This window comes from Rathayibacter sp. RFBD1, from assembly GCF_002932915.1.
GTDB lineage: Bacteria > Actinomycetota > Actinomycetes > Actinomycetales > Microbacteriaceae > Rathayibacter.
Genome location: NZ_PSWQ01000012.1, coordinates 32034 through 56067, shown reverse-complemented (window position 1 = coordinate 56067; position 24034 = coordinate 32034). Strand labels below are relative to the sequence as shown.

Below are 24034 nucleotides of genomic sequence, written 5' to 3'. Positions count from 1 at the left end.
GCGGTCCCTTCTCCTGCGCCGCGCTCATCGCACGACCTCCGCGCCGAGGCCGCGGGTGTTGAGCGCCGAGAGGCGGCGCACCTCGGGCATGGCCGCGTCGATGGTGGCGCGCACGCCGCCGTCGCCCGGCTCCGCGAGGATGCGGTCGATCACCGGGAGGACGCGGTCGGCGAAGCCGGGGACCGGCTCGACGCACAGCTGCGGCAGGCCGATGAGGCGCATGATGCCCTCGACCTTGCCCTGGGTGGCGAGGGTGATCGCGGGGACGCCGAGCGAGAGCGACATGATCGCGAGGTGCATGCGGCCGGTGACGGTCAGCAGGGCGTCCTCGGCGAGGCCGCGGATCTCGGCGGGCATGAGCACGCGGTCGACGACGGTGACGCCCTCGGATCCCACGCGCTCGGCGACCGCGCGGACGGCCACCTTGTCGTCGCCGATGGGGCGGGAGACGTGCGGGAGGAGCACGACGTGCACGCCGGCGGCGCGGAGGCGGTCGACGATGCGCTCGTACTCCGGCACCTGGTCGACCATGCCGGCGACGAGGGCGCTCGCGTTCACGAGCGCGAAGGGGACGCCCTCGGGCAGCCCCAGCCCCTCGCGGAAGCTGCGGTCGCGGGTGCGCGCCGAGAAGACGATGTCCGTGACCTCCTCGACGCGCTGCACGCCGATGCTCCGGGCGCGCTCCGCCGAGAGCGGGTCGCGGAGCATCGGGACGACGCCGGCGCGGGAGGCGGCGATCAGGGAGCGGCGGGCGGCGAGGCGGGCCGCCGCGTTCCAGGAGAAGCCGAGGATGCGCGTGGGCACCCCTGCCTCGGCGGCCGCCTGCGCGAGCAGGGAGCGGCGGACCGAGCCGCGGAGGCTGTACTTGCCGTCCATCATGTCTGCGCCGACGACCGAGACCGAGCGGGCGCGGCGGATCAGCGCGGCGTAGGCGCGGAGGTCGGCGGCGTGCGCGTCGCCCACTCCGTAGACCAGGTGCGGGAGCTCGACGACCTCGACCCGGTCGGCCTGCTCCTCGGGGATCACGACGTCGCCGGCGTAGCGCTGGACGACCACGACAGGACCGGTGGTGTTCTCGAGGAACGCCTCCAGCATCGCCTGGTCGCCGATGTTGCCGCTGCCGGGAGCGGCGATCACGAGGTGCGACTCGGGCTCGGGTCGGAGGTCCGCGAGGGCGGCGCGGAGCACCGCCGCGTCGCGGCGGGCGGGCAGGCGGGTCGTCGTGACGAAGTCCTTCTTCCAGGACTTGACGACGCCGAGCTTGAGTTTCATCGATCTCTTTCGGTGGGGGGAACGGCGGCGGGAGGCCGCTCGGAGTCGGGGGTGCCGGCCGTGACGGCTCCGTCGACCAGCGCGCTGTCACCGGTGGGGCTGGTGGCGTCGACCGTGGCCGGGGCGGGAGCGGCGGCCGGGCGGCTGCGGCGGAAGTGGCGGCGCAGGTCGGCGAGGCCGAGGATCTGGCGGCGGAACGCGGGGAGGATCAGCATCCAGAGCCCGACCCCGACCAGGACGGCGGCACCGCCCACGAGGAGGCGGAGGACGGGCTGGTCGGCGGCGATCCAGACGGTGGAGAAGGAGGAGCCGACCGTGATCGAGCCGAACGCGATGCCGCTGCGGAGGCCGTTGGTGAACATCTCGCGGGCGGGGGCGTCGGAGGTGCGGCCGATCCAGATCAGCGCGATCGGCCAGGTGAGGGCGAGCGAGCCGGCGTACGCGACCGCGACGCCCGTCACTCCCCAGTTGGAGCCGAGCAGGATCAGGACGACCATCAGCGGGCGGGTCGCCAGGCTGTACCAGACGCTCTGGCGCACGAGGCCCTTGGAGAGGAACACCCACCAGGAGCAGTACGCCGTGGCCTGGAAGAACCCGGCCACGAGCAGGATCTGGAAGATCGGGACCGAGGCGAGCCAGCGCTCCCCCAGCAGGATCCGGATGACCGAGTCGGACTGGGAGCCGAGGACGGCGAGCACGAGGCCCATCACCGTCAGCATCGCCGACTGGCCGAAGAGGATGAACGTGCGGAACCGCTCGCGCTCGTCCTGCAGCTTGGAGAGCACGGGCAGGGCGACGCGCTGCGCCGGGGCGTTCAGCTGCTGCAGCGGCAGCATCATCAGCTGGAACGCGCGGTTGTAGAGGCCCAGGTCGACCGGGCCGAAGCGCGCGCCGATGATGACGGAGTCGACGTTCTTGCTCGCGTAGGTCAGCGCCTGGGTCGCGAAGACGCCGCCTCCGTAGCGGAGGAAGTGGCCCATCGCCTCGCCGCGGCGGTAGCGGCCGGGACGCCAGCCCGTGATGAAGACCAGCATCAGCACGCCGATGAGCGGCTGCACGACCTGGCTCGCGGCCAGCGCCCAGTAGCCGGCGCCGCCGAGCGCCATCAGCACGCCGACCACGAGGCCCAGCACCTGGCCGACGATGTCGACCAGGGTGAGTTTCACGAAGCGGAGGTGCCGGGCGAGGTCGGCGCGGAACTGCGTCGAGATCCCGTTGAGGAGGAACGTCGAGGAGAGCACGACGGTCAGCAGCTGGAGCCGGTCGTCGCCGTAGAGGGCGGCGATCGGCCAGGAGGCGGCGATGACCAGCAGGGTGAGGGTGAGGCCGATGCCCGCGTTCATCCAGAACAGGTTGCTCTTCTGGCCCGGCGTGATCTCCTTCGCCTGGATGGCGGCGGAGGAGAGGCCGAAGTCGCGGAAGATCTCGCCGATGCCGATGATCGCCGTGACCATCGCGAGCAGGCCGTAGTCGGCCGGCGCGAGCAGGCGCGCGAGGACGACGATGCTGCCCAGCTGGACGGCGATGCGGATCGCCTGCCCGCCGATCGTGACGGCGGCGCCGCGGCTCGCGGAGCGGCCGAGGCTCGGAGACGGCTTCTGCGTGGTCCCGGTCATCGGGTCGAGCCCTTCTTGGTGGCGATCGCGCCCTCGTAGGCCTTCTTGAGCTGGAGTCCGAGCACGTCCCAGTCGCGACCGGAGAGGGCGGGGAGCCCCTCCGGCGGACGGGTGCGCGTGCGCTCGAGGGCGGAGGTGATCAGCTCGGGGGTGAGATCGCCGTCGTACTCGATCACCCAGTCGCTGCCGACCTCCTCGGCCAGGGCCGTGTTGGTGGGCGTGCGCGGCACCAGGATCGGCCGGCCGAGCGAGAGGGCGACCAGGATCGAGCCGGAGTTGTGCATCTCGCGGTAGGGCAGGACGATCAGCTCGGCCCGGCCGATCTCGTCGACCATCTCGGCGTCGTCGACCCGGCGGAGCGTGGTGCGCACCCGGGTGTCGCGGGCGGCCCGCTCCTCGACCAGCTCGCGCTGGCCCGTGCTGGGGCTGCCGACCACGTGCAGGGAGAGGGAGTCGTCCTCCACGCCGCGGAACACGTCCATCAGCTCGACGACGCCCTTGTACGGGCGGATGATGCCGAAGTAGAGGACGCGGCCGTGCTCGCGCTCGGGCAGCGGGTGCTGGGCGAACTGGTCGCGGTAGTGCCCGTGCAGCACGGTGACGGCGGGCGCCCGGCCGGGAGTGACGGTCGTGGGGTTCAGGCGGACGAACAGGTCGGTCGCGCGGTCGATCCGGGCCAGCGAGCGGCGCTCGGCGGCGGGACCGAGCTCGTGCGGGTGCAGGTTGTGCACCGTGCGCACGAGCGGGATGCGCTGGAGCGCCAGGCGCACCAGCAGCACGTCGAGGGCGCGGCGGCGGAGGAAGCGGTGCAGCGGGCTGCGGCCGCGGATCATCAGCTCGGGCCAGTGCACGTGCAGCACGTCGTAGTCGGCGAGCAGGGCGCTGCGCCAGGAGAAGAACAGCAGCTCGACGCCGGGCGCCAGGCCGTCGACGATCGAGTCGACGTACTGCGTCGTCGAGTCCGGCGGCGCGAGCGACTGCTGGACGACGAGCGCGGCCGGCGACGAGTCGTTCCTGCGGGAGCGGCGGCTCACCGCTCGCCCCGCATCCCGACGGCCATCGGCGCGTCGAAGATCCGCGCCCCGAGAGGCTGGCGCATCCGGATGCCCTTCGAGAAGTCGGGGACGTGCACCGGGTTCAGGCAGATGATGACGAGGAAGCCCAGGAGCAGGTGGCTGGGGCGGACCGCGTCGATGGCGTTGTAGCCGGCGAGGCAGACCATGAAGCCGAGCAGGCCGGCCGCGGGGCCGACGTCGCGACGGCTGAGCGTGGCGCCGAACATCGCGGCCACCATGATCACGAAGAACAGCAGGCCGGGGATGCCGACGCTGATCAGCAGCTGCAGGAACGAGTTCTCGATGACCACGTCCGAGAACCGCCTGCCGCTGATGCCGGACGTCGCCGCTCCGGAGCCGAGCCAGTGCGTGAGCTCGGCCGCCTTCAGCGACACGGTCACCGCGAGGTCGCGGGCGCCGGCCGAGATGGAGGCGTCGAGGTTGTTGTTGCGGGCGGTGACGGGCTCGAAGTTCAGGACTCCGACGCCCGCGATGAGGCCGGCGATCAGGATCGAGCCGGGCCGGAGCAGCGAGCGGTCCGGGTTGAGGAAGCCGACGGCGACGAGCGCGACGACGACCGCGACGGCGATGGCCGCCATCGGTCCGCGCGAGACGGTCGCGACGACACCGCCCGAGGCCAGGATGCCCAGCAGCAGGTCGGACTTGCGGGAGCCCTGGAGCCAGGATCCGAAGGCGAGCCCGGCGCCCACGGTGAGGAAGGTGCCGGCGAGCAGCGGGTGTCCGAAGGTGATCTCGGCGCGGTAGAGCGACCAGTGCTGGTCCTGCTCGTAGCCGAGGGCGCCGTAGACGGCACCGAGGATCGGGGAGCTCTGCGCGACCAGCTCGAGGGCGGCGTAGAGGGCGAGCAGCCCGGAGAGGATCACCCACGTCTTGCGCAGCAGCACGGCCTCGCGCTGGGCGTCGAAGACGAGCATCGGCACGCCCACGCAGATCGCGAAGCTGAACAGCCACGAGACGCCCTCGCTCGCGAAGGAGCCGCGCACCGTCGCGACGGCCGACCAGAGCATGAGGGCGATGAACGCGAGGATCACCACGGCCCGCCACGGGGAGAGCACGAGCTCGCGGGTCCACGCCTTGACGGGGGCGCGCCACAGCTCGGGAGCGAGCCCGCGCCGGATCGCCCAGATCACGAGGATGACCGCCCAGAGCGTCATGCGGAACGTCAGGGTCGAGGGGGTGAGCGGCGTCGGGACGAGCGCGAAGAACGCGAGCGCCATCGCCGGCAGCCAGTGCGCGGGGACCCTCAGCAGCACGTAGGCGCCGACGATGCCGCCGACTCCGGCGGCGATCACCAGGAGGCCCGTGGCCGGCTCCCGGGTCGAGAAGATGTACCCCATCCCGAGGACGATCACCAGGGCGACCGAGAAGAGCGCGCCGACGAGGAGTCGTCGCGGGAGGATGTCGATCACGTCAGGGAGTCCTTCTGGCGTCGGAGCGGAGTGGTGGAGGAGGGGGCGGGCGGTGCGGCGCTCACGGGAGTGGTCCCGTCGGCCTCGATGAGGATCGCGATGCCCTCGCGAGCCGCCTCTCGGCGGCTGGGACGCCTGCGATGCCGTGCCCTCCTCCTCCACTGCTCGACCCTGGCGCCGACCCCCGGGGAGGAGGGGTCGCGTCGGTCCTGCCGCGGATCAGGCGGGGCCCTCCTGGAGCCAGCGGCGGAAGGTCGCGACCGAGTCGTTGTTCGTGAACGGCGGGACGGTGTGGCCACCCTGGAAGCCGTCGCTGCTGTGATACGCGATCGTCGCCTCCTTGGCGACGGGAAGCGCGAGGCGGCGGAGGCGTCCGCCGTGGAGCTCGGCGGGAGCGAGCTGGTCGGCCGTGCCGGCGCTGACGCGCAGACGCATGCCCTGCCAGGCGGACTGCGGCAGCCGGGCGGGGTTGGTCGCGCGCATCAGCGCCCGGTCTCCGCCGTACACCGCGAGGACGCGGTTCGGCTGGCTGTCGTCGCGCGCCGCGAGGTCCTCGACGTCGAAGACGCTGCTGGCGTGGTACGCCCCGTAGATGTTCGGCACCATCTTCTTCGCGTAGGCCCAGCACATCATCGCTCCGCCGCCGGAGTTCGAGCGGAGGAAGCTCCCGCGGACGTTCCAGAGGCTCTGCACCCAGGCCGCGGCGGCCGTCTGCACGGCGAGCGCCGTGGGGTTGGTGTAGTTGCTCGGGCCGCCGAAGTTCGGGCAGATGCTGACGAAGCCCAGATCGACGAGCGGATCGGCCGAGTAGTTGTACGCCTTGTTGAGCGCCGTGTAGGCGCTGCCACTGGCGTGGTAGAACCACGCCACCGGAACCGGGGAGCCGGATCCCGGCTTCGCCGAGTGCGGGACGAAGAGCTGGGTGAGGTCGTTGCCGATCTTCACGTCGATGATCTCGTACGGCTTCCTGCCGTTCCTCGAGATCGCGGTGTCGAGGCGCGAGACCTCGCCCGGGAGCCTCGGGATCACGCTGTAGTTCGGCGCGGCGAGCGCCGGGGTCGCTACGAGAGCGGAGGCGGTCGCGGCGGCTCCGACAGCGGAGGCGGCGAGCAGGAGGCGGCGCGAGAGGCCGCGCGGGGTGTCAGTCATATCGAGAATCCTTCGGAGCTTTCGCCATCAGTGTCGAGTCGGCCGACCATTCCGAATTCGACGCACATGAAGTGACGTCCGGCCCCCCAACCCATTCGAGAGTGTACGGGCCGCGGATGACGCGTGGATGTCGTTCTCATCACGTCTGGTCGCGCGGGCGGGGATCAGCGGGAGGAGGGGAAGAGTCGGCGGGAGAGGCCCGAGGACTTCTCGGCCGTCTCGTGCACCACGAAGGGCACGGCGGAATCGGCGGAGACGACCCGCCTCGCCGCGGCGAGTTCGAGCGTCTCGCGGGAGAGGCCCTCGACGTCGACGGTGACCGCGAGGCCGGAGTCGGCCAGGCGGGTGGCGATCTGCACCTGGTGGTCGTCGACGTGCTCGCCGAACGAGGCGCGGCGCGGGACCAGGATCGGCACCCGGCCCTGCTCGATGGCGCTGAGCGCGGTGCCCACTCCCCCGTGCGCGATGACGACGTCGGCCGCCTTCATCGCAGCGTTGAGCTCGTCGTGCGGCACGGAGTGGCGGCCGTCGATCCCGAGCCCGGAGACGTCGTTCGCTCCGGTCTGCCAGAGCACCTCCACGCCCTCGAGCAGCGGCGCGAGCGCGGCGAAGAAGCGGGGGAACGGGTAGCCGTCCTGCGTGCCGACCGAGACCACGGCGCGGCGGATCGGCTGCGGGACGACGTCCTCGACGCGGTAGGTGTCGAAGATCGAGCCGCCGAAGCTCCAGCGGTCGTCGGCCCAGGAGCGGTACTGGGTGTAGGTCGAGACGGCGGGGACCCGGGCGAGGATCCGACCGGTCATCGACGGGCCGAGCACGCGGGCGGCGCTCTCGATGTAGTGCGCGGGGATGCCGCGCGATGCCGCGAGCGGCAGGAAGGAGAGGGCGGGGCTGGCGCCGGTGCTGAAGACGGCGTCGAAGGACCCGCGGGCCAGCAGGGAGCGGCCGATCATCGCGTTGCGGAGCACCGGCACCACGGCGCGGGGCGGCGGATCGGCGAGGTGGGTCACGCGCCGGTCGGCGAGGAGGGTGCGGCTGAGGGCGCTGTCGACGGTCGCCCAGTGCTGCTCCTCCGGGTCGACTCCGAGGAGCCCCGAGAGGGCGAACATCTCCTTGAGATGCCCGCCGCCGGAGCAGACGAAGAGATACGAAGCCATACGCGCCTTCACTGGTGATGATCGAGATAACAGGCGTGTGGATGATCGATCGTCCGCCGAGAACGACCCCCCGGTCCCTGGTGCAGAAGTCGCCCGATCATAGCAGGGAGGGTCTCCGAGGGGCACTTCTCTGAGAGAACTGTTCACCTCGCCGGAAAGCGATAGCGGCTCATTCGACAGGCGATATCCGCTCACTTCTCCGGAGGGTGGAAAGCGATATCCGCTCGATTCGGGGATGGCCGGGAACGCCCATCGAGCGCTCGATACCGGACTGGCCGATTCCCGTCGATCACCTGCACCGCACGGGCGGCGCGCGTAGCGTCGGACCACCGGCGCAGAGGCCGGTCGACCCAGGAGGAGCGCCATGAGCGACAACGAGCAGAACAGCCCCGTGATGGACGGAGCCGAGGACGCCAGCAACGACGAGAAGCTCGGCGGCCTGATCGACCAGGTCGAGCACGACCACGGAGCCGAGGGCGCCGGCGCGATGGCCGACGCGCTCCGCGACCGCGCCGACGAGACCGACACCGAGATCACCGAGGAGTCGGACGCGTCCGGCCCGGTCGAGGACAGCGGCACCGCCCAGGTGTGAGCGACGGGGCCCGGAGGACGACTCCGGGCCCCGCTCCCGGATCGCCGGGGTGAGCGAGCGGCCGGGAAGCGCCGGTGGAGCCTCCGGATCGCTCGTCAGAGCGGCCCGGCGAGCGCCGCCCGATGTGCACCGGAGCGGCCCGGTGAGCGCCGCCCCACCCCCAAAGCCCTGTTTGACGGTGCGGGAGCCGCCGGTCACCATGGCCGCATGTCCTCTCTCGACGAGCTGCGCGCCACCGCGCATCCGATCCGCCTCCGCCTGCTGTCTTTGGTCACGGGAGCGGCGATGAGCGCCGCGGAGGCCGCCCGCGAGCTGCAGCTGTCGCAGGCCACGGCGAGCTACCACTTCCGCGTGCTGGAGCGCGCCGGGCTCGTGGCCGTCGTCGAGACCGTGCGCCTGCGGGGCGGCGAGGCGAAGCGGTACCGGCACGAGGCCTCCGGAAGGCCCTTCGACGTGACCGCGTCAGTGGACGCCGGGCCGGAGGAGGAGCGGGACCTGCACCTCGAGGCCCTGATCGAGGAGCTCCGGCGGCGCTCGTCGAGCCGGGCGGACGGTCCTCAGCTCTCGACGGACGCGGAGCTCTGGGTCGACCCCGAGGTCTGGCGGCGGGTGGTGCGGCACGTCGGGGAGGCGTCCGCGCTGCTGCACGCGGCGGCCCGGCCGCCGAGGACGCCCGGTACCGCGCCGGTGTCGATGACGACCGCGATGTTCCCGCTCCGCCGGCCGTGACCCGCGACGGGCGCGGGCCGCTGGCGCACGGTCCTCTCGCGCACGGCCCCTTCCGCTGGCTCCTCGCCGCCCGCACGACCGGGGTCCTCGGCAACGCCGTCGCTCCGATCGCCCTGGCCTTCGCCGTGCTGGACCTGACGGGCTCGCCGACGGACCTCGGACTCGTCGTCGCCGCGCGCTCCCTCGCCAACGTCGCCGTCCTGCTGCTCGGCGGCGTCCTCGCCGACCGGCTCCCCCGCTCCGTGATCCTCGTCGGCACCTCGCTCGCGGCGGCGGCCACTCAGGCCGCGGTCGCCGTGACGGTGATAGCGGGGACGGCGACCGTCGCGGCCCTGGTCGTGCTCAGCGTGCTCAACGGCGCCGTCGCGGCGATGAGCCTGCCCGCCGCGGCCGCCCTCGTCCCCGAGACGGTGCCGGTCGGCGAGCTCCGCCCGGCCAACGCCCTGCTCCGCCTGGGCCTGAACGCCGGGAGCATCGTCGGCGCCTCGGCCGGGGCCGCGCTCGTCGCACTGGTGGGTCCCGGGTGGGGGCTGGCGGTCGACGCCGCGGGCTTCGCCCTGGCCGCGGTCCTCTACTCCCGTGTGCGGCTGCCGCGGACGGTCCGCTCGGGCCCGGGCGCCTCCGTCCTCGCCGACCTCCGCGAGGGGTGGCGGGAGTTCACGAGCCGGCGCTGGGTGTGGATCGTCGTGGCGCAGTTCACCGCCGTCAACGCCGCGTTCGTCGGCGCGACCACGGTCCTCGGCCCGGTCGTCGCCGACCGGTCCTTCGGCCGAGCGGCATGGGGACTCGTGATCGCCGCGCAGACCGTCGGCCTGGTGATCGGGGCCGTGATCGCGCTGCGCTGGCGGCCCCGCCGTGCGCTGGGGGCGGGCGTCGCCCTCATGGCGGTGACGGCCGTCCCGGTCGCCGCCCTCGGGATCCTCCCGGCGCTCCCCGCCCTCCTCCTCGCCTTCGCCCTCGGCGGAGTCGCGCTCGAGATCTTCGCCATCGCCTGGGACCAGTCGCTGCAGACCCACGTCCCCCGCGAGGCGCTCGCCCGGGTCTACTCCTACGACATGGTCGGCTCCTTCCTCGCCGTGCCGCTCGGGGAGGCGCTCGTGGGCCCGCTCGCCGACCTCGTCGGGCTCGACCGCACCCTGCTCGGCTGCGCCGCGGTCGTCCTCGTCGCCTCGCTCCTCGCGGCCTCCAGCAGGAGCGTCCGCGGGGTGGGCACGGACCGTCCGCGGCCGGAGACGCTCTAACGCGTCCCGGGAGGTGCGGGTGAGGGGACGAGCGGTCGGAGGTGCCGGAGGATCGCGGCCGCGACCGCCCCGGGGGCCTCGCGCTGCACGAAGTGGCCGACGCCGTCGAGCTCGATCAGCTCCCGGCCTGCGGAGAAGTACCGGCCGTTCGCCCGCGCGTGGGCGGGCGTCTCGCAGCCGTCGGCCGTCCCGAGGAGGAAGGTCGTCGGCGCGTCGATGCGCGGCCAGGCGTCGAGTGCCTCCTGCGCGGCGCGGTACACGGCCCGGCCGGGCGCCTCCCCGGCGCCGTGCCGGTAGTAGTCGACGACCGTGTCGGCGAAGCCGCTGGTCGCCGTCGCCGCGAGGACCTCCTCCAGGGCCTCCGGCGGGAGGGAGCCCGGAGGCGACCACTCCCGCCAGGCCCAGCGGACGAGCTGCGCCGGGTCGCCCCGGAACGCCTCCGCTCCCGCGGCCGTGCAGAGCCAATAGCGGTACCAGGCCGCGGCGGCGTCGTCGAGGACCTCGCCGCCGCTCAGCTCGCTCGACGGTCCGTACGCGGTGGCGAGGGTGACCAGTGCGCCGACCCGCTCGGGCGCGAGCGCCGCGACGGCGTGAGCGGTCCGCGCTCCCCAGTCGTGGCCGACGAGCACGACAGGCCCGAGGTCGAGCGCCTCGAGGAGATCGAGCAGGTCGGTGGCCAGCGCGGCCACCTGCCCGGACCGCGCCCCGGGGTCGACGACACGGGTCCGCCCGACTCCGCGCAGGAAGGGGCGCACCACCCGGAGCCCGGGGGGAAGCATCTCCAGGACGCCGTCCCAGGTGGCGGGGACGTCGGGGAAGCCGTGCACGAGCACGAGCGGAGTGCCGTCCTCCGGTCCCTCGTCGAGGTAGTGGACGTCGGTGAAGCGCGTGGACAGGACGCGCGCACCCGTCCCCTCCTGCTCCGGCCCGTCCGAACGGGAGTGCCGCGGCCCGTTCACGGGCGGTAGAGGGAGTCGACGGGGACCTCGCGGCTCGAGCCGTCCCGGGTGGTGATCGTGACCGTGCCGGCGGGGCCGGCGGCGAGACCGTCGGACGAGGGCCACCAGGCGGTCCAGGAGCCGCCCTCGAGGGTCGCGACGACCGGCTCGACGCCGGCCTCGTTCAGCACCACCGATTCCACGTCCGCGCCCGCGAAGCCGACCGCGTAGATCAGAGCGGCGTCCCCCTCTCCGAAGGTTCCGGCCGAGCTGAGCTGGACGGCGTCCGCGGCGAGGGGGCCGGCCGGTGCGGCGTCCGCCACCTCCCACATCCCCGCGCCGTTCCCGGCGCTGAGGCAGTAGTAGAGGGAGTCGTCGAAGCGGTAGATCATCGAGGCGGCGTCGCCGCGCGCGTCGAGGTGCGAGACCTCCGCCGGCCCGGCCTCGCCGTTGGGGCTCTGCAGGTTCGTCGCGCACCACTGCGTCGCCGACTGCCCGAGCTCGGAGCTCGGCAGGATGCGCTCGGGGATCGCGGTCCAGGAGGCGAGCACCGCGCGGTTCAGCCCGACGGAGCCGGTGCCGGGGATGAGACCCGGGACCACGACGATCACCGCGGCTGCGGCGGCGGCGGCGGCCAGGAGCACGGTCGCCGCGCCGGCGACGGCCCAGTCGCGGGGGCGGAAGAAACGGGGAGCGGCCGCGTCCTCGCTGACCAGGATCTCGCCGAGGAGCGCGTCCCGACGTGCGGCCTCGGCAGCGGTGAGGGGGATGCGGGGCTCGGCGTCGTGCGCGCGGAGCAGGTCGAGGAGCTGGTCGGTCATGAGAGGGTCCGTTCTGCCGTGCCGGAGAGGAGGGTGGAGTCGAGGGGGGCGAGCAGCGCCGCCAGCCGCCGCTTCGCGCGGGTGAGCCGCATCGCGTAGGCGGCCCGGGAGCAGCCGAGCACCTGCGCCGCCTCGGCCTGCGGGAGGTCCTCCCACACGCGGAGGGCCAGAGCCTCCTGCTCGGCGAGGGGCAGCCGCTTCCACGCGCTCGCCAGGTCGAGGCGGTCGCCGACCGACGGGTCGGCCTGCTCCTCCGGAGCGAGGGTCCCGACCCGCACGGCCAGCGCCTGCCGGCGGTTCTCGCCGCGGGCGGCGTTGAGGATCACGTGCCGGGCCGTGCCGAACAGCCAGGGCCGCACGTTCTCCGGCAGGTCCTGCCGGCGACGCCAGGCGGCGAGGAAGGTCTCGCCGACGATGTCGTCGACCGTCGCGGCGGGAGCGCGGCGGCGGACGAAGCGGAGCAGGTCGTCGTAGTGGGCGCGGTACAGCTCGGAGAAGTCGTCTCGGGAGCGGATGCTCATGGTTCCCCTTTCGCGGAGTCACAGGTACATGTCCGGCTGCGGCGGCGATGCAACATCCGTGTCGGCGGGAGTCCCGATGGGGCGGTGGCCGCGGCGTCGTGCGGCGCTCCGTGTCCGGGCAGGATCCACCGCGCCGGGGAGGTCCTGCAAGCGGCAGGCGGCGATCCGCGTCGACCGCACGCCGGAGAGGAGGGGCCCTCGGCGGGTGGCGGGCTGTCGGAGGGAGCAGCGGACGCGCGGTCATCCCCGAGGCGCACCGGACGCGACTCCCGGACGACGCACCGGACTCCTCCGGCCCGGGACTCTGGCAGAACGCCGCCGAGCCTCTGCTCCCGGCGCCCGTCCCGCCCCAGGAGACCCTCGTGAACCGCGCCCTCGCCCTCGCCGCCGCCTCAGCCCTCGTCGTCGCCGCCGCCGACCAGCGCGCCGCTGACGCCCGATGACCGGCTCCGGGAAGCCGGCCGGCGATCAGGCTCCGCTCCGCCTCATGCTCGTGCACGTCGACTTCTGGTCGGCCGTGAAGCTCTCGTTCCTGCTCGGCCTCGCGCTCGCGATACTCGGCCTCGTCGCCGTCCTGGTCGCCCATCCGCTGCTCGTGCACTCGGACCTCTTCACCCAGGCCGACACGCTCCTCGGGCAGGTCGTCGGCGATCAGATCGACCTCGACGCGATCCTCTCGCTGCCGAACGTGCTGGGCTTCGCGCTCGTCGGAGCCGTGCTGAACACCGTCGTCGCCACCGCCCTGGGCGGGGTGGGGGCGCTGCTCTTCGGATCCGCCGCCGCCCTCGCGGGCGGGCTCCCGGTCGGCCTCGCCCGGCAGTGAGGGGCTCCGCTCCGACTAGGCCGCGAGCCCTCCCTCGGGAACAGGGGACGGACGGTCGTCACCGAGGAGCGGCGCCTGCTCGGGCTCGGCGGCGACGACCATGTCGCGTCCGGACGCGGGGGTGAGGAGCTCGCGCAGCCAGAGGCGGTTCACGGCGTGCAGCCGGGGATGATCGAAGCGGTACTCCAGCACCGCGTTCGGCTGCACGAGGATCGCGTGCGAGCGCGGCTCCGACTCCTGCAGCGTCCTCCAGGTCAAGCGGAACGGCTGTCCCTGCTCCATCCGCGCGCGCACCGCGATCCGCACGTGCGCGAGCGTCCGGTCCTCGAACTCGATCCGGCGCCGCCGGGCGCCGAAGATCAGCGCTCCCACGGGGCTCTCCTCATCGTGTCGGTCGAGCAGCCCGCAGAACGGCGGGGGCGGCGGGCGCGAGGCTCGCAGGGCCGGACCGCCATCGGACGGTCCGGTCGTGGGGACCGGAGTAGAGGTGGGTCCGAGGCTGGTCCCTTCCCGGAGGTGTGCGGACGGAGTGCGCTCCCGCGTCAGTCGGCGAAGATCGCGCCGACCGGCTCGCGCTTCTCGGCCTGGAAGCGGTCCTCGGCGCGGCCGAGAGCCCAGTAGGCCGAGAGCGAGAGCGCCCGGCGCTCCACGCCCCACTCGTCCTGCAGGAGGGCGCGCAGCTGCTTCATCGCGGTGCGCTCGCCGTGCGCGAAGACCTCGAGCACGCCCTCGGGCCTCCGCTCGGCCCGGACGGCCGCGACCAGCGCCCGGCCGGCCTCGAGACCGCCGCGGTGCAGCCAGCGCACCTCCACTCCGGCCGGAGCGGGAAGATCGAGCTCGTCGGCGGCCGAGTCGACCTCGATCAGGACCAGGCCGCGCGCGTGCGCGGACATCCCCTCGAGGGCGGAGGCGATCGCCGGCAGAGCGGAGTCGTCGCCGAGCAGCAGGTGCACGACCTCGGGGTCGGCGCTCGGCGACCAGGCGCCGCCGGGCGCGGAGAGGGCGATCCGGTCGCCGGGAGCCGCGGCGAGCGCCCACGGTCCCGCCACTCCCTCGTCGCCGTGCACGACGAAGTCGACGGCGATCGAGCGCCGCTCGAGGTCGACCGAGCGGACGGTGTAGGTGCGGCGCACGGGCAGCTGCTCGGGGGCGACGCTCGCCCGGAGCGCGTCGAGGTCGAAGGGCGGCTGGAGGTCGGAGCCGCGCGGCGGGAGCAGGAGCTTCACGTAGCGGTCGGTCGCGGCGAGGCGCTCGGGGTCGGACTCGGTGAGGAACGCGTCGAGCCCGTCGCCGCCGAGGTGCACGCGGACGAGGTGGCCGGTGAGGCGCTCGGTGCGCAGCACGGTGAGCACGTGCTGGCTGCGGGCGCGGCGCGGGCGGTCGGGGGACGGGGCGGCGTCGGTCATCCGTCCAGCATGCCCGGTCGTGCTCGGTGCGGGCCGAGTGCAGGCCGCTCGCGGGCGGGCGGGCGTCGAGGGGTCACGATCGGTCGCTTCGGGAAGACGGAAGGAGCCGTTCGTGACGCATCGGAGCAGGCCGACGCGAGGCCGGCAGGTCGCGGCGGCGCCGAGCGCGAGGCGGCGGCGCGGGCGCGCGTACGGACGAGCGGGCGCCGAGGGGTCACGAACGGTTGCTTCCGACGGGCGGAGGGGACCGTTCTCGACGCATCGGAGCGGGCCGGGGGCACGGCCGGGACATCCCGGCGCCGAGCGCGAGGCGGCGGCGCGGGCGCGCGTACGGACGAACGGGCGACGAGGGGTTACGAACGGTCGCTTCGGGAGGACGGAAGGAGCCGTTCGTGACGCATCGGAGCAGGCCGGGGCGAGGCCGGGGCATCGCGGCGGGGATCCGCGCGAGGCGGCGGCGCGGGTGGGCGCTGATCCGTCGCTCACGGCCCGCGGAGGAGCGCAGGACGGGCCGTTCGCGACGGATCGGCGCGGGCCGGGCGCGACTGGGCGCCGCATGCGGAGCGAGCGCGGGCCTGCCGGAGGGCGCCGGGCGTCGATCCGTCACGAACGGCCCGTGCGGGAGGACGGAACGGGCCGTCAGCGACGGATCGGAGCGGGCGGCCGGAGGCGGGCCGACGGAGCGGAGCGGACAGCAGCGCACGTCGGCGGAGCGGGCGGCGCCGCGGCCGGTCAGCGACGGGTGGGAGCGGGCCGCCGGAGGCCCGGACCGACGGAGCGGAGCGGACAGCAGCGCACGTCGGCGGAGCGGGCGGCGCCGCGGCCGACGGCCCGGCGGACGGCCGGTGGCGCGAGGTGCGCTCGCGCGGGGCGCGGCGGCGGGGGCGCGCCTACTCTCGCGGGATGACTGCGACGGCTCCGCGACTCCGGCACGACCGACTGGTCGCCCCCGATGTGCTGCGCGGAGTGGCGGTGGCGGCCATGCTCGTCGCGCACGCGATGCCGCTCGTGCCGAGCGCGCGCACGGGGGTCGTCGGGTTCCTGGCGTGGAACGTCAACGATCTCGCGTCACCGCTGTTCGCGCTGGTGATGGGGATGTCGGCGGCCCTGGTGCTCGCGCGGCCCGGCGCCTCCCCCGGGCGGGTGCTGCTGCGGAACGCGATCCGCGGCGCGGTGCTCGTGGCGCTCGGCGTCTGGCTCGAGACCTGGGGCAGCTGGATCGCGATCGTGCTGCAGTACCTCGGCGTCGTGCTCGTGCTCGGCACGCCGCTGCTGCTCCTCCGCTCCCGGATCATCGCCGCGCTGGCCGCTGTGCTCGCGCTCGCCGCCGGGCCCGCGAACGCCGCGGTCGCCGCCGCCGCACCCGGCTCTCCGCTCGCCCTCTGGCTCTTCACCGGGCCGAGCTACCGCGCGACCAACCTGCTCCCCTTCTTCCTCCTCGGAGCCCTGCTGCTGCGGCACGGCGCGCAGCGCGACCGGCTGCTGCCGGTGCTCGCGGCAGTCGCGGTCGTCGCGTATCCGGTGCGGCCGCTGGTCGCGCTCCTGCTCGGCGTGGAGTCGCCCTCCGGCAGCCTCCCGGACACCCTGCACGACCTCGGGCTCGTGCTCCTGGCCTACGTCGCGGTGGTGCTGATGACCACGTCGCGCTCCACCGCTGTCCAGCGGCTGCTGGTGCCGCTCCGGGCGATCGGCACGCTCGCGCTCTCGGTCTACGTGCTGCAGGTGGCGCTCGTCGCAGCGCTCGCGCGGGCGGGCCTCGGCTACTCCGCCGACACTCCGCTCGCCGCTCTCGCCCTGGTGCTCGGGCTGTGCGCGGCCGCCGTGCTGTGGTGGCGGTTCCTCGGTGCGGGCCCCGTCGAGCGGCTGACGGCGCGGCTCACCGGGCTCGTGCCGCGCTGAGCCGCCCGGCCGCCCGGACGAAGCCCGCGGCGAGGACCTGAGCCCGCTGCGGTCCGCGGCGAGCTCGCCTGAGCCCGCGTCGGGCCGCGGCGACCCCGGCTGATCCGCCGACACCCGGCAGCCCGCACACGAGCGCAGGCCGCCGGGCGTCCCCTCCCTCAGCGCGCGAGCGCCGACGCCTCCTTCGCGAGGGCCGGGCCGTGCGCCGCGAGCACCAGGTCGCGCACCGCGGTGGCCGGGAGCGACGCGGCTCCGGCCGGCAGCAGGTCCGCGTCCGAGGCCAGCACGAGCGGGGTGTCGGCCGACGAGGACGGCAGCCTCCCGTGCGTGCCGCGCACGAGCGACGCGTCCAGGGGCACCAGGTTCATCGCGTAGCGCAGCCCCAGTGCCTTCTTGGCCAGGTTGCCCGCCGCCTTCGCCTTCACCAGCGGGTCGGCCGGATCGAAGAAGAGCTCGGCCGGGTCGTAGCCGGGCTTGCGGTGGATGTCGACGCCGCGGGCGAAGTCGGGCGCGCGGTCGTCGTCGAGCCAGTAGTAGTAGGTGAACCACGCCCCCGGCCGGGCGACCACGACGAACTCGCCCGAGCGCTCGTGGTCGAGGCCGTAGCGGGCCTGCGCCTCCCGGTCGAGCACCTCGTCGACGCCGTCGAGCCCCTCGAGGATCGAGCGCACCCGCGGCAGGTCCGCCGCGTCCTGTACGTAGACGTGGGCGACCTGGTGGTCGGCGACGGCGAACGCGCGCGACGTCCACGGGTCCAGCTGCTCGCGGCCGTCCTGCACGTAGACCTCGAGCAGGCCCTCGCGGCGGAGCGCCCGGTTCACGTCGACCGGGGTGTCGGCGTCAGCGATCCCGTACTCGGCGACCACGATCACCGACGCGCCCAGCGCCTCCGCGTCGTCGAGCAGCGGAGCGAGCACCACGTCGAGCTCCGACGCGGCCCGGCGCGCCTCGGGCGAGTCCGGTCCGAAGCGCTGGAGGTCGTAGTCGAGGTGCGGCAGGTACGCCGTGGTCAGCTCGGGCGGGCCGGAGCCGTCGCCCGCCAGCACGTGCCGGGTCGCGTCGACCATCCACTGGGTCGAGCGGAGCGACGCGGTCGGCCCCCAGTACTGGAACAGCGGGAAGGCGCCGAAGCGCGAGACCAGCTCGTCGTGCAGCGCCGGCGGGCGCACGTACGCGTCCGGTGACTTGCGGCCGTCGGCGTGGTAGATCGGGCGCGGAGTGACGGTGACGTCGGTCGTCGCCCCCATCGCGTACCACCAGCCGATGTTGGCCGCGCGGTACGGCTCCCCGCTCAGCCGGCGCGCGGTCTCCCAGACCTTCTCCCCCGTGACCAGGCGGTTGTGCTGGCGCCACAGGTGCACCTCGCCGAGGTCGCGGAAGTACCAGCCGTTGCCGACGATCCCGTGCTGCGCGGGCATCGAGCCGGTGAGCATGGTCGACTGCACGCTGCAGGTGACCGCGGGCAGGACCGTGTCCAGCGGCAGGCGCCCGCCCCCGCGGGCCAGCCGCGAGAGGCGGGGCATGTCGGCGAGCGCCGTCGAGGTCAGCCCGACCACGTCGAGCAGCAGCACGGGCCTCACAGTGCCGCCGCCTGCGGGAGGAGGGGCGCCAGCAGCGCCTCTCGGGAGGCGGGCGTGAGCAGGTGCGCGGCCGCCCAGGCGAGCTCGGCGCCGATGCCCGTCGAGAGGTCGCTCGGGGCGTCGGCGAGCACCGACCAGGTGTAGGTCTCGACGTCGAGGTGGATCTCGTCGTACGGCCAGGCGGCGTCGACCGCCGAGACCGCCTCCGCCAGGACGGCCGTGGTCGCCGAGAGCGGCGCCTCCGGCCGGTGGTGCAGCGGCACGTGGAAGTGCACGCGCCACGGGCCGGTGCCGGGGAGCGTGTCCAGCGCCTCGGGCAGGTCGTCGACGCGGAGCACTCCGTCGATCCCGTTCTCGCGGGTCTGGTGCAGGTAGCGCTTCTCGACGAACGGGGTGAGCGCGGCGCGGCCCGAGGGGTCCTCCAGGTGGAGCGCGGCGGAGGCCTGCACCTTGACCACGCGCAGGCCCGCGTCGCGGATGCGGCGGACGGCCGAGACCGGGTCGGCGAAGGAGACGGCGAGGTGGCAGGTGTCGAGGCACACGCCCACGTACGCCGGGTCGACCACTCCGATCCGCGGGTGCAGCCAGTCGACGACGTCGTCCACGGTGTCGAGGATGCAGCCGGGCTCGGGCTCGATCGCCAGGCGGATCGCGTGGCCGGTGGAGCGGCGCAGGTCGCGCAGCTCCTCGACGAGCCGGGCGAGGTTGCGGCAGGCGGCCTCGTCCTGCTCCCGTCCCCAGCCCTCGCGCCAGCCCAGCGGCAGCGTCGAGATGCTGCCGTCGGCGCCGGCGGGCAGCAGGTCGGCCAGGATCCGCGCGCAGTCGATCGTGTACTGCAGGCGCTCCGGCGTGGTCCAGTCGGGGCGGTAGACGTCGAGCTTCACGACCTCGGCGTGGAACGCGGCGTACGGGAAGGCGTTGAGCGTGCGCACCTCCAGGCCGTTGCGCTGCAGGGCCGCGCGGAGGACGGCGCGGTCCTCGGCGCTGGCGACCAGGCGGGCCGCGAGGTCGCGCGGGATCCACAGGCCGACTCCGACCAGGGCGAGCCCGGCGGCCACGCGCGCGGGTCCGGCGTAGACGTCGAGCTGGCGGACGACTCCGGCCAGGTCCTCGGCGGGATGGACGTTGGTGCAGTAGGAGAGGTGCATCACACGACCTCCGCCACGCGCGGCGCGCCCCGGAGCACGGAGTTTCCCTCGAAGGTGCGGCCGGCCGACTCCTGCACGTCGAAGCCCGCGACGGGCGAGAGGTCCAGGCGTCCGCTCTGCCCGTAGAACTCGACCGGGTTCTGCCAGAGCAGCCGGTCCACGTCGCCCGCGCTGAAGCCGGCGACGAGGAGGAGGCGGCCGGTCTTCGCGGTCGTGAGCGGGTCGGAGCGGCCCCAGTCGGCGGCGGAGTTGACCAGCACGCGGTCCAGCCCGATCCGCTCGACCAGCGTCACCAGGCGGGTCTCGTCCATCTTCGTGTCGGGGTAGATGGAGAAGCCCATCCAGCAGCCGGAGTCGCGGACCGCGTCGACGGTGACCTCGTTGAGGTGGTCGACGAGGACCCGCCCGGGCTCGAGCCCCGAGTCGGCGACGACCTCGAGGGTGCGGCGGGTGCCCGACTCCTTGTCGCGGTGCGGGGTGTGCACCATCGCGGGGAGGCCGTGCTCGCCGGCGAGCTCGAGCTGCTGGCGGAAGACCTGGTCCTCCTCGGGGGTGAGCGAGTCGTAGCCGGTCTCACCGACGGCGACGACGCCGTCCTTGGCGAGGTAGCGGTCGAGCTCGGGCAGGACGGCCCGGCAGCGCGGGTCGTTCGCCTCCTTCGGGTTGAGCCCGATGGTGCAGTGGTGGCGGATGCCGAACTGCGCGGCGCGGAAGCGCTCCCAGCCGATCAGGGCGTCGAAGTAGTCCGTGAACGAGCCGACGTTCGTGCGCGGCTGGCCGAGCCAGAAGGAGGGTTCGACGACCGCGCGGACGCCGGCGTCGAACATCGCCTGGTAGTCGTCGGTGGTGCGGGAGGTCATGTGGATGTGCGGGTCGAAGATGCGCATCGTCGCGCCTTTCTCATCGGTGGTGGTGCCCCGCGGTCGGGGCGGCGTTCGGGGGCGGTCAGCTCGGCAGGAGCACCGCCAGATCGTCCGGGAGCGGGCGCCCGGCCGCGCGGCGCTCGTCGGCGAAGCGGCCGGCCATCGCGCGCAGCTCGGCGTCGCTGCGCTCCTCCAGCCCGGCGACCGCCGCGAGCGGGACGCCGAGGAAGACGAGCTTGAGCACCCCGTGCCGCCAGGCGTGCGCGTCGAGGTGTCGGCGGGCGAAGGAGCCCATCGCCGCGGCGACGAGCCTGGTGTCGTTGGCGCGCAGGGCGTCGGCGGTCAGCTCGAGGCCGGCGAGGGTCGTCGCCGGTCCCGGGTCGCCGAGGGCGTTCAGCCCGGCTAGCACTCCGCGGCGCTCGGCGCCGTCCCCGCCCCGGTAGAGGCGGAGGAGGAGGGCGGCCAGGTCGTGGTCGCCGAGCGCCTGCGCGGCGGCCTGCACCAGGGCGGCGCGGGCCGCGTCGTCGTGCGTGCCGTGGACGAGGCCGTGCGGGTCCTCGGCGGGCCGGAGCGGCTCGCGTCCGGCCTCGCGGCCGGCGGCGGGGAAGAAGCGCTCGATCCGCGACGGGCGCTCGAGGACGGCGGAGCGGGCGGCCGCGGTCCACGGGTGCTCGACGTGCGAGGAGGCGCCGCCGAGCGCCTCCTCCATCGCCGCGAGGCTCGCCACGGCCAGGCGGGGCGCGTCGTGCGAGTGCCGGGGCAGCTCGACGGCGGCGATCCCGCGGTAGCCGATCTCGGCGAGGGTCGCGAAGGCGGCCGCGAGGTCGAGCGATCCGGTGCCGAGCTCGAGGTGCTCGTGCCGCTCCGGGAGCATGTCGTCGACCTGCACGTTCAGCAGCAGGTCCCCGGCGCTGCGGAGGGCTCCGACCACGCCGTCCGGCTCCACCACGACGCAGTGGCCGAGGTCGACCGTCAGCCCGACCGACTCCGGGTCGCCGAGCTCGCGGCGCAGCAGCAGCGCGTCTGCGACCGTCTCCACCAGCATCCCCGGCTCGGGCTCGACGGCCAGCCGCACGCCGTGGCGCTCGGCCGTCGCGACGACGCCGCGCATCCGCTCGACGAGCAGCCGCCAGGCAGCGGCCGCATCGGCGCCCGCCGGCACGACCCCCGACCAGAGGGAGACGGCGTCGGCGCCCAGCAGCGCGGCGATCTCGATCGCGCGCTCGAGGAAGCGGACCCGGGGGCCGGCCTCCTCGTCGACCAGCGTGGGGCGGTGCTTCGCGAACGGGTCGAGCAGGTACCGCGCTCCCGTCTCGACGACCACGCGCAGGCCCAGCTCGTCGAGCCGCGACCGGAGCGCCAGCGTCCGCTCGCGCCAGTCGGCCGTGAAGGGATCGAGGTGCGGGTGCCCGAGGGTGAGCGCGACGGCGCGGTACCCCGCGGCGTGGATCACCGTGAGCGCGTCGTCGATGGTGTGGTCGGCGAAGCCGTTGGTGCCGTAGCCGAGGACGGGTCCGGTGGCGCTCATGTGATGTCCGCCGTCCGCGGGCGGCGGAGCAGGAGGGAGCCGAGCGCGTCGAGCGCGAGCAGCGCCGCCCCCAGCTCGGGACGCTTCAGACCGGCGAGCGCGGCCTGCAGCGGGATCATCCCGGTGATGCCCGCGCGGGTGGCCGTCCGCGCGGCCGCGGCCGTCGGCGTCCGCACGGCCTGCAGCTGCGCGGTGAGCACGAGCAGGAGCCAGCGCCCGAGGCCCGCGGCGACGACCGCGGCGGGGGCGGCCCGGCGCTCGGCCAGAGCGCCGGCCGCGGTGGACAGCGCGATCGCCGCGGTGCCGGCCGAGACCGCTCCCGCCGCGACCGGGGTGGTGCCGTGCACCTCGCCGCGCGAGAGCACGGTGACGCCGAGCGTGTGCGCGGCCACGGCGGCGGAGGCGGGGGCCGCCGCGCGCACGCCGTCGACGCCCGCGCCGAGCAGCACGTCGAGACCGCGGCAGGCCGCCATCACGACCGGGCCCAGCGGAGTCGGCTTCGCGAGCAGGTCGTACGACCAGATCCCGGCCGCGAGCGGCAGCGAGAGTGCGAGCGAGCGCCGCCCGTCCACGACGGCCGCCACGGCGATCCCCGCCGCGGTCAGCGCGGCCGCCGTGCCCAGCGCCGCCGAGCGCCGGATCCGACCCGAGGGGATCGGCCGCTCGGGCCGCTCCCGGGCGTCGAGCTCGGCGTCCGCGTAGTCGTTGAGCGCCATGCCCGCCGAGTAGAGCAGCGCCGAGGACAGCGGGAGCGCGACCGTGCGCGCTCCCACTCCGCGGCCCGCCCACGCTCCGCCCGCGACGGTGTCGCCGATCACGGTCAGCGCGGCCTTCGCGCGGACGAGCTCGAGGTAGTCGCGCAGCTCAGCCATCGCTCCGCGTCCCGCTCGTCACCGGGGTGCGGCGCTCGGCGACGAGCGCGCCGGTGCGGGCGGACCAGGCCACCAGCTCCGCGGTCTGCTCGGCGAAGCCGTGCACGTCGCTGCCCCACGGGTCCTTGAAGAAGAAGCCGAGCTCGCCGACCGGGCCCGAGACGCCGGCCTCGTCCGCGAGCGCCAGCAGGCGGGCGAGGTCGAGGATCAGCGGCGCCGCGAGGGCCGAGTCGTACGCCGACCAGATCGTCTGCACCGTGATCCGCGAGCCGAGGAAGCCCTCGGCGTGCACGTGGTCCCAGGCGGTCTTGACGTCGCCGAGGTCCGGGACGTTGTCGATGTGGAGCGGAGTGACGACGTCGTCGCCGAGGAGGCTGCGGAGTCCGCGGTTCTTCGAGACGAGCTTCGAGCGCACCGCCTCCGGGTCGGCGAGGGTCTGCCCGTCGCCGCCGCCGAGGAGGTTCGCGCCCGCCCACGAGAGCACGCGCATCCCGCGCGCCGTGAACATCGGCGCGAGCACGCTGCGGAGCAGGGTCTCCCCCGTCTTGCCGTCCTGGCCGGCGATCGGGATCCCGGCCTCGGCGGCCCACTCCTCCAGGGCCGGCAGGGCCAGCGCGGTCGAGGGAGTGAAGCAGGCGTAGGCCGCGCCCGCGACGACGGCCGAGAGGGCGGCGATCGAGCTCGGCGGCAGGAGGCGCTCGCCCGGACGCGCCAGGGCGGCGCGCAGAGCGGCGAGGTCGTGGAACTCGGGACGGTCGGCCGGCAGCACCTCGGTCGAGGCGACGTCGATCACGACGACCCGGGCGAGGCCGTGGCGCTCGCGGAAGGCGACTATGTCGGCGGCCCGGCGGTCGATCTCCTCCTGCTGCGACGCGGCGTCGGCGGGGGCGAGGCGGATCTCGGCGTCGGTCGCGTCGATCCGGTCGGCCACCTCGGCGACGACCGAGGTCGGGAACATGCCGCCGGCCGCGAGGCCCGTGGCCTTCTCGAGCAGCGGGGTCGGCGAGACGTCGTGGCCGCCGATGACGATGTCGGCGAACCCGGCGAGCGGGACGTCCTCGAAGGCGGGGGTCGCGGTGGCGCAGCCCGAGCTGGGCGCGGCTCCGGCGGCGATGGCGTGCAGGCCCACGGCGGCCGTGGTGGCGACGCTGCCCCGGGCCCCGATCAGCCAGAGGCCGATGCGCCCGCTCGATCGGGGGGCGCCTGTGGTGGTGGTGTCGGACGAGGTCATCGTTCTCTCCTGTCTGGAAGGGCTGGCTGAGCGGCGATCGTCGGGGCGCACCCGGGCGATCGGAGTGGGGAGGGGCCTCGGCCGGGCGCGCGTCGCGCCTCCGGCCGGCCGTGTTGCGCAGGACCCGCACGCAGGGCCCGCCGAGATTGCGCGACCGTGCGTC

Annotated in this window: 22 protein-coding genes; 5 read left to right on the top strand and 17 right to left on the bottom strand. The window is 74.5% G+C overall.

Annotated features, from left to right (window positions below):
- Window positions 1–24: 24 nt before the first annotated feature.
- The 6 genes from C5D50_RS06080 to C5D50_RS06055 form a co-directional block, all read right to left on the bottom strand.
- Entirely contained in the window at window positions 25–1272 is a 1248-nt protein-coding gene (locus tag C5D50_RS06080) for a polysaccharide pyruvyl transferase family protein (RefSeq protein WP_104233543.1), read from the bottom strand.
- A complete protein-coding gene (locus tag C5D50_RS16950) occupies window positions 1269–2888 on the bottom strand; it encodes a lipopolysaccharide biosynthesis protein (RefSeq protein WP_104237959.1) in 1620 nt (539 codons plus the stop codon). Before C5D50_RS16950 ends, C5D50_RS06080 begins: the two co-directional genes overlap by 4 nt.
- Window positions 2885–3922 carry a glycosyltransferase gene (locus C5D50_RS06070; RefSeq protein ID WP_104249973.1) on the bottom strand — a complete coding sequence of 346 codons (1038 nt, stop codon included), beginning with the start codon at window positions 3920–3922 and terminating at the stop codon, window positions 2885–2887. Before C5D50_RS06070 ends, C5D50_RS16950 begins: the two co-directional genes overlap by 4 nt.
- Window positions 3919–5373 carry an O-antigen ligase gene (locus tag C5D50_RS06065; RefSeq protein WP_104283050.1) on the bottom strand — a complete coding sequence of 485 codons (1455 nt, stop codon included), beginning with the start codon at window positions 5371–5373 and terminating at the stop codon, window positions 3919–3921. Before C5D50_RS06065 ends, C5D50_RS06070 begins: the two co-directional genes overlap by 4 nt.
- Window positions 5374–5592: 219 nt before the next feature.
- Window positions 5593–6522: a hypothetical protein gene (locus C5D50_RS06060; protein WP_104283049.1), complete on the bottom strand. Its 930-nt coding sequence runs from the start codon at window positions 6520–6522 to the stop codon at window positions 5593–5595.
- A 164-nt stretch (window positions 6523–6686) separates the two neighbouring features.
- Window positions 6687–7679 carry a glycosyltransferase gene (locus C5D50_RS06055; RefSeq protein WP_181137311.1) on the bottom strand — a complete coding sequence of 331 codons (993 nt, stop codon included), beginning with the start codon at window positions 7677–7679 and terminating at the stop codon, window positions 6687–6689.
- Between the two features lie 364 nt (window positions 7680–8043).
- Between C5D50_RS06055 and C5D50_RS06050 the strand changes: the two genes are divergently transcribed.
- The 3 genes from C5D50_RS06050 to C5D50_RS06040 all read left to right on the top strand — a co-directional run bounded on the left by C5D50_RS06050 (window position 8044) and on the right by C5D50_RS06040 (window position 10241).
- Window positions 8044–8271, top strand: coding sequence for a hypothetical protein (locus tag C5D50_RS06050; protein ID WP_104222474.1), 228 nt, complete (start codon window positions 8044–8046; stop codon window positions 8269–8271).
- A gap of 207 nt (window positions 8272–8478) precedes the next feature.
- Window positions 8479–9000, top strand: coding sequence for a helix-turn-helix domain-containing protein (locus C5D50_RS06045; protein ID WP_104222473.1), 522 nt, complete (start codon window positions 8479–8481; stop codon window positions 8998–9000).
- The gene (locus C5D50_RS06040; RefSeq protein WP_258069568.1) at window positions 8997–10241 is read left to right on the top strand and encodes an MFS transporter; all 1245 of its coding nucleotides are present in this window, start codon (window positions 8997–8999) and stop codon (window positions 10239–10241) included. Before C5D50_RS06045 ends, C5D50_RS06040 begins: the two co-directional genes overlap by 4 nt.
- Here C5D50_RS06040 and C5D50_RS06035 read toward each other — a convergent pair.
- The 3 genes from C5D50_RS06035 to C5D50_RS06030 are packed head-to-tail and all read right to left on the bottom strand — an operon-like array spanning window position 10238 to window position 12521.
- Complete coding sequence (locus C5D50_RS06035) at window positions 10238–11200, bottom strand: alpha/beta fold hydrolase (RefSeq protein WP_181137310.1); 963 nt, start codon at window positions 11198–11200, stop codon at window positions 10238–10240. The genes C5D50_RS06040 and C5D50_RS06035 overlap by 4 nt on opposite strands.
- Entirely contained in the window at window positions 11197–12000 is an 804-nt protein-coding gene (locus C5D50_RS16555) for a hypothetical protein (protein ID WP_181137309.1), read from the bottom strand. Before C5D50_RS16555 ends, C5D50_RS06035 begins: the two co-directional genes overlap by 4 nt.
- A complete protein-coding gene (locus tag C5D50_RS06030; RefSeq protein ID WP_104283046.1) occupies window positions 11997–12521 on the bottom strand; it encodes an RNA polymerase sigma factor in 525 nt (174 codons plus the stop codon). The genes C5D50_RS16555 and C5D50_RS06030 overlap by 4 nt, the downstream gene beginning before the upstream one ends.
- A 439-nt stretch (window positions 12522–12960) precedes the next feature.
- Between C5D50_RS06030 and C5D50_RS06025 the strand changes: the two genes are divergently transcribed.
- Entirely contained in the window at window positions 12961–13344 is a 384-nt protein-coding gene (locus C5D50_RS06025; protein WP_104283045.1) for a DUF3566 domain-containing protein, read from the top strand.
- Between the two features lie 15 nt (window positions 13345–13359).
- On the opposite strand, the gene C5D50_RS06020 is transcribed toward C5D50_RS06025, so the two are convergent.
- A complete protein-coding gene (locus tag C5D50_RS06020; protein ID WP_104283044.1) occupies window positions 13360–13716 on the bottom strand; it encodes a hypothetical protein in 357 nt (118 codons plus the stop codon).
- Between the two features lie 170 nt (window positions 13717–13886).
- Window positions 13887–14750, bottom strand: a complete 864-nt coding sequence (locus C5D50_RS06015; RefSeq protein WP_104283043.1) for a siderophore-interacting protein — start codon at window positions 14748–14750, stop codon at window positions 13887–13889.
- Window positions 14751–15653: 903 nt separating this feature from the next.
- On the opposite strand from C5D50_RS06015, the gene C5D50_RS06010 reads away from it, so the two are divergent.
- Window positions 15654–16649, top strand: coding sequence for a DUF418 domain-containing protein (locus C5D50_RS06010; protein ID WP_104283042.1), 996 nt, complete (start codon window positions 15654–15656; stop codon window positions 16647–16649).
- A 158-nt stretch (window positions 16650–16807) separates the two neighbouring features.
- On the opposite strand, the gene C5D50_RS06005 is transcribed toward C5D50_RS06010, so the two are convergent.
- The 6 genes from C5D50_RS06005 to C5D50_RS05980 are packed head-to-tail and all read right to left on the bottom strand — an operon-like array spanning window position 16808 to window position 23871.
- Window positions 16808–18220: a nucleotide pyrophosphatase/phosphodiesterase family protein gene (locus C5D50_RS06005; protein WP_244229501.1), complete on the bottom strand. Its 1413-nt coding sequence runs from the start codon at window positions 18218–18220 to the stop codon at window positions 16808–16810.
- A gap of 5 nt (window positions 18221–18225) precedes the next feature.
- Complete coding sequence (gene eboE / locus C5D50_RS06000; protein ID WP_104222467.1) at window positions 18226–19377, bottom strand: metabolite traffic protein EboE; 1152 nt, start codon at window positions 19375–19377, stop codon at window positions 18226–18228.
- A complete protein-coding gene (locus tag C5D50_RS05995; protein ID WP_104222466.1) occupies window positions 19377–20264 on the bottom strand; it encodes a TatD family hydrolase in 888 nt (295 codons plus the stop codon). Before C5D50_RS05995 ends, eboE begins: the two co-directional genes overlap by 1 nt.
- 58 nt (window positions 20265–20322) lie before the next feature.
- Window positions 20323–21768, bottom strand: coding sequence for an EboA domain-containing protein (locus C5D50_RS16815; protein ID WP_104283041.1), 1446 nt, complete (start codon window positions 21766–21768; stop codon window positions 20323–20325).
- A complete protein-coding gene (locus C5D50_RS05985; protein WP_208543324.1) occupies window positions 21765–22640 on the bottom strand; it encodes an SCO3242 family prenyltransferase in 876 nt (291 codons plus the stop codon). The genes C5D50_RS16815 and C5D50_RS05985 overlap by 4 nt, the downstream gene beginning before the upstream one ends.
- Entirely contained in the window at window positions 22633–23871 is a 1239-nt protein-coding gene (locus tag C5D50_RS05980; protein WP_104222464.1) for an inositol-3-phosphate synthase, read from the bottom strand. Before C5D50_RS05980 ends, C5D50_RS05985 begins: the two co-directional genes overlap by 8 nt.
- Window positions 23872–24034: the final 163 nt, after the last annotated feature.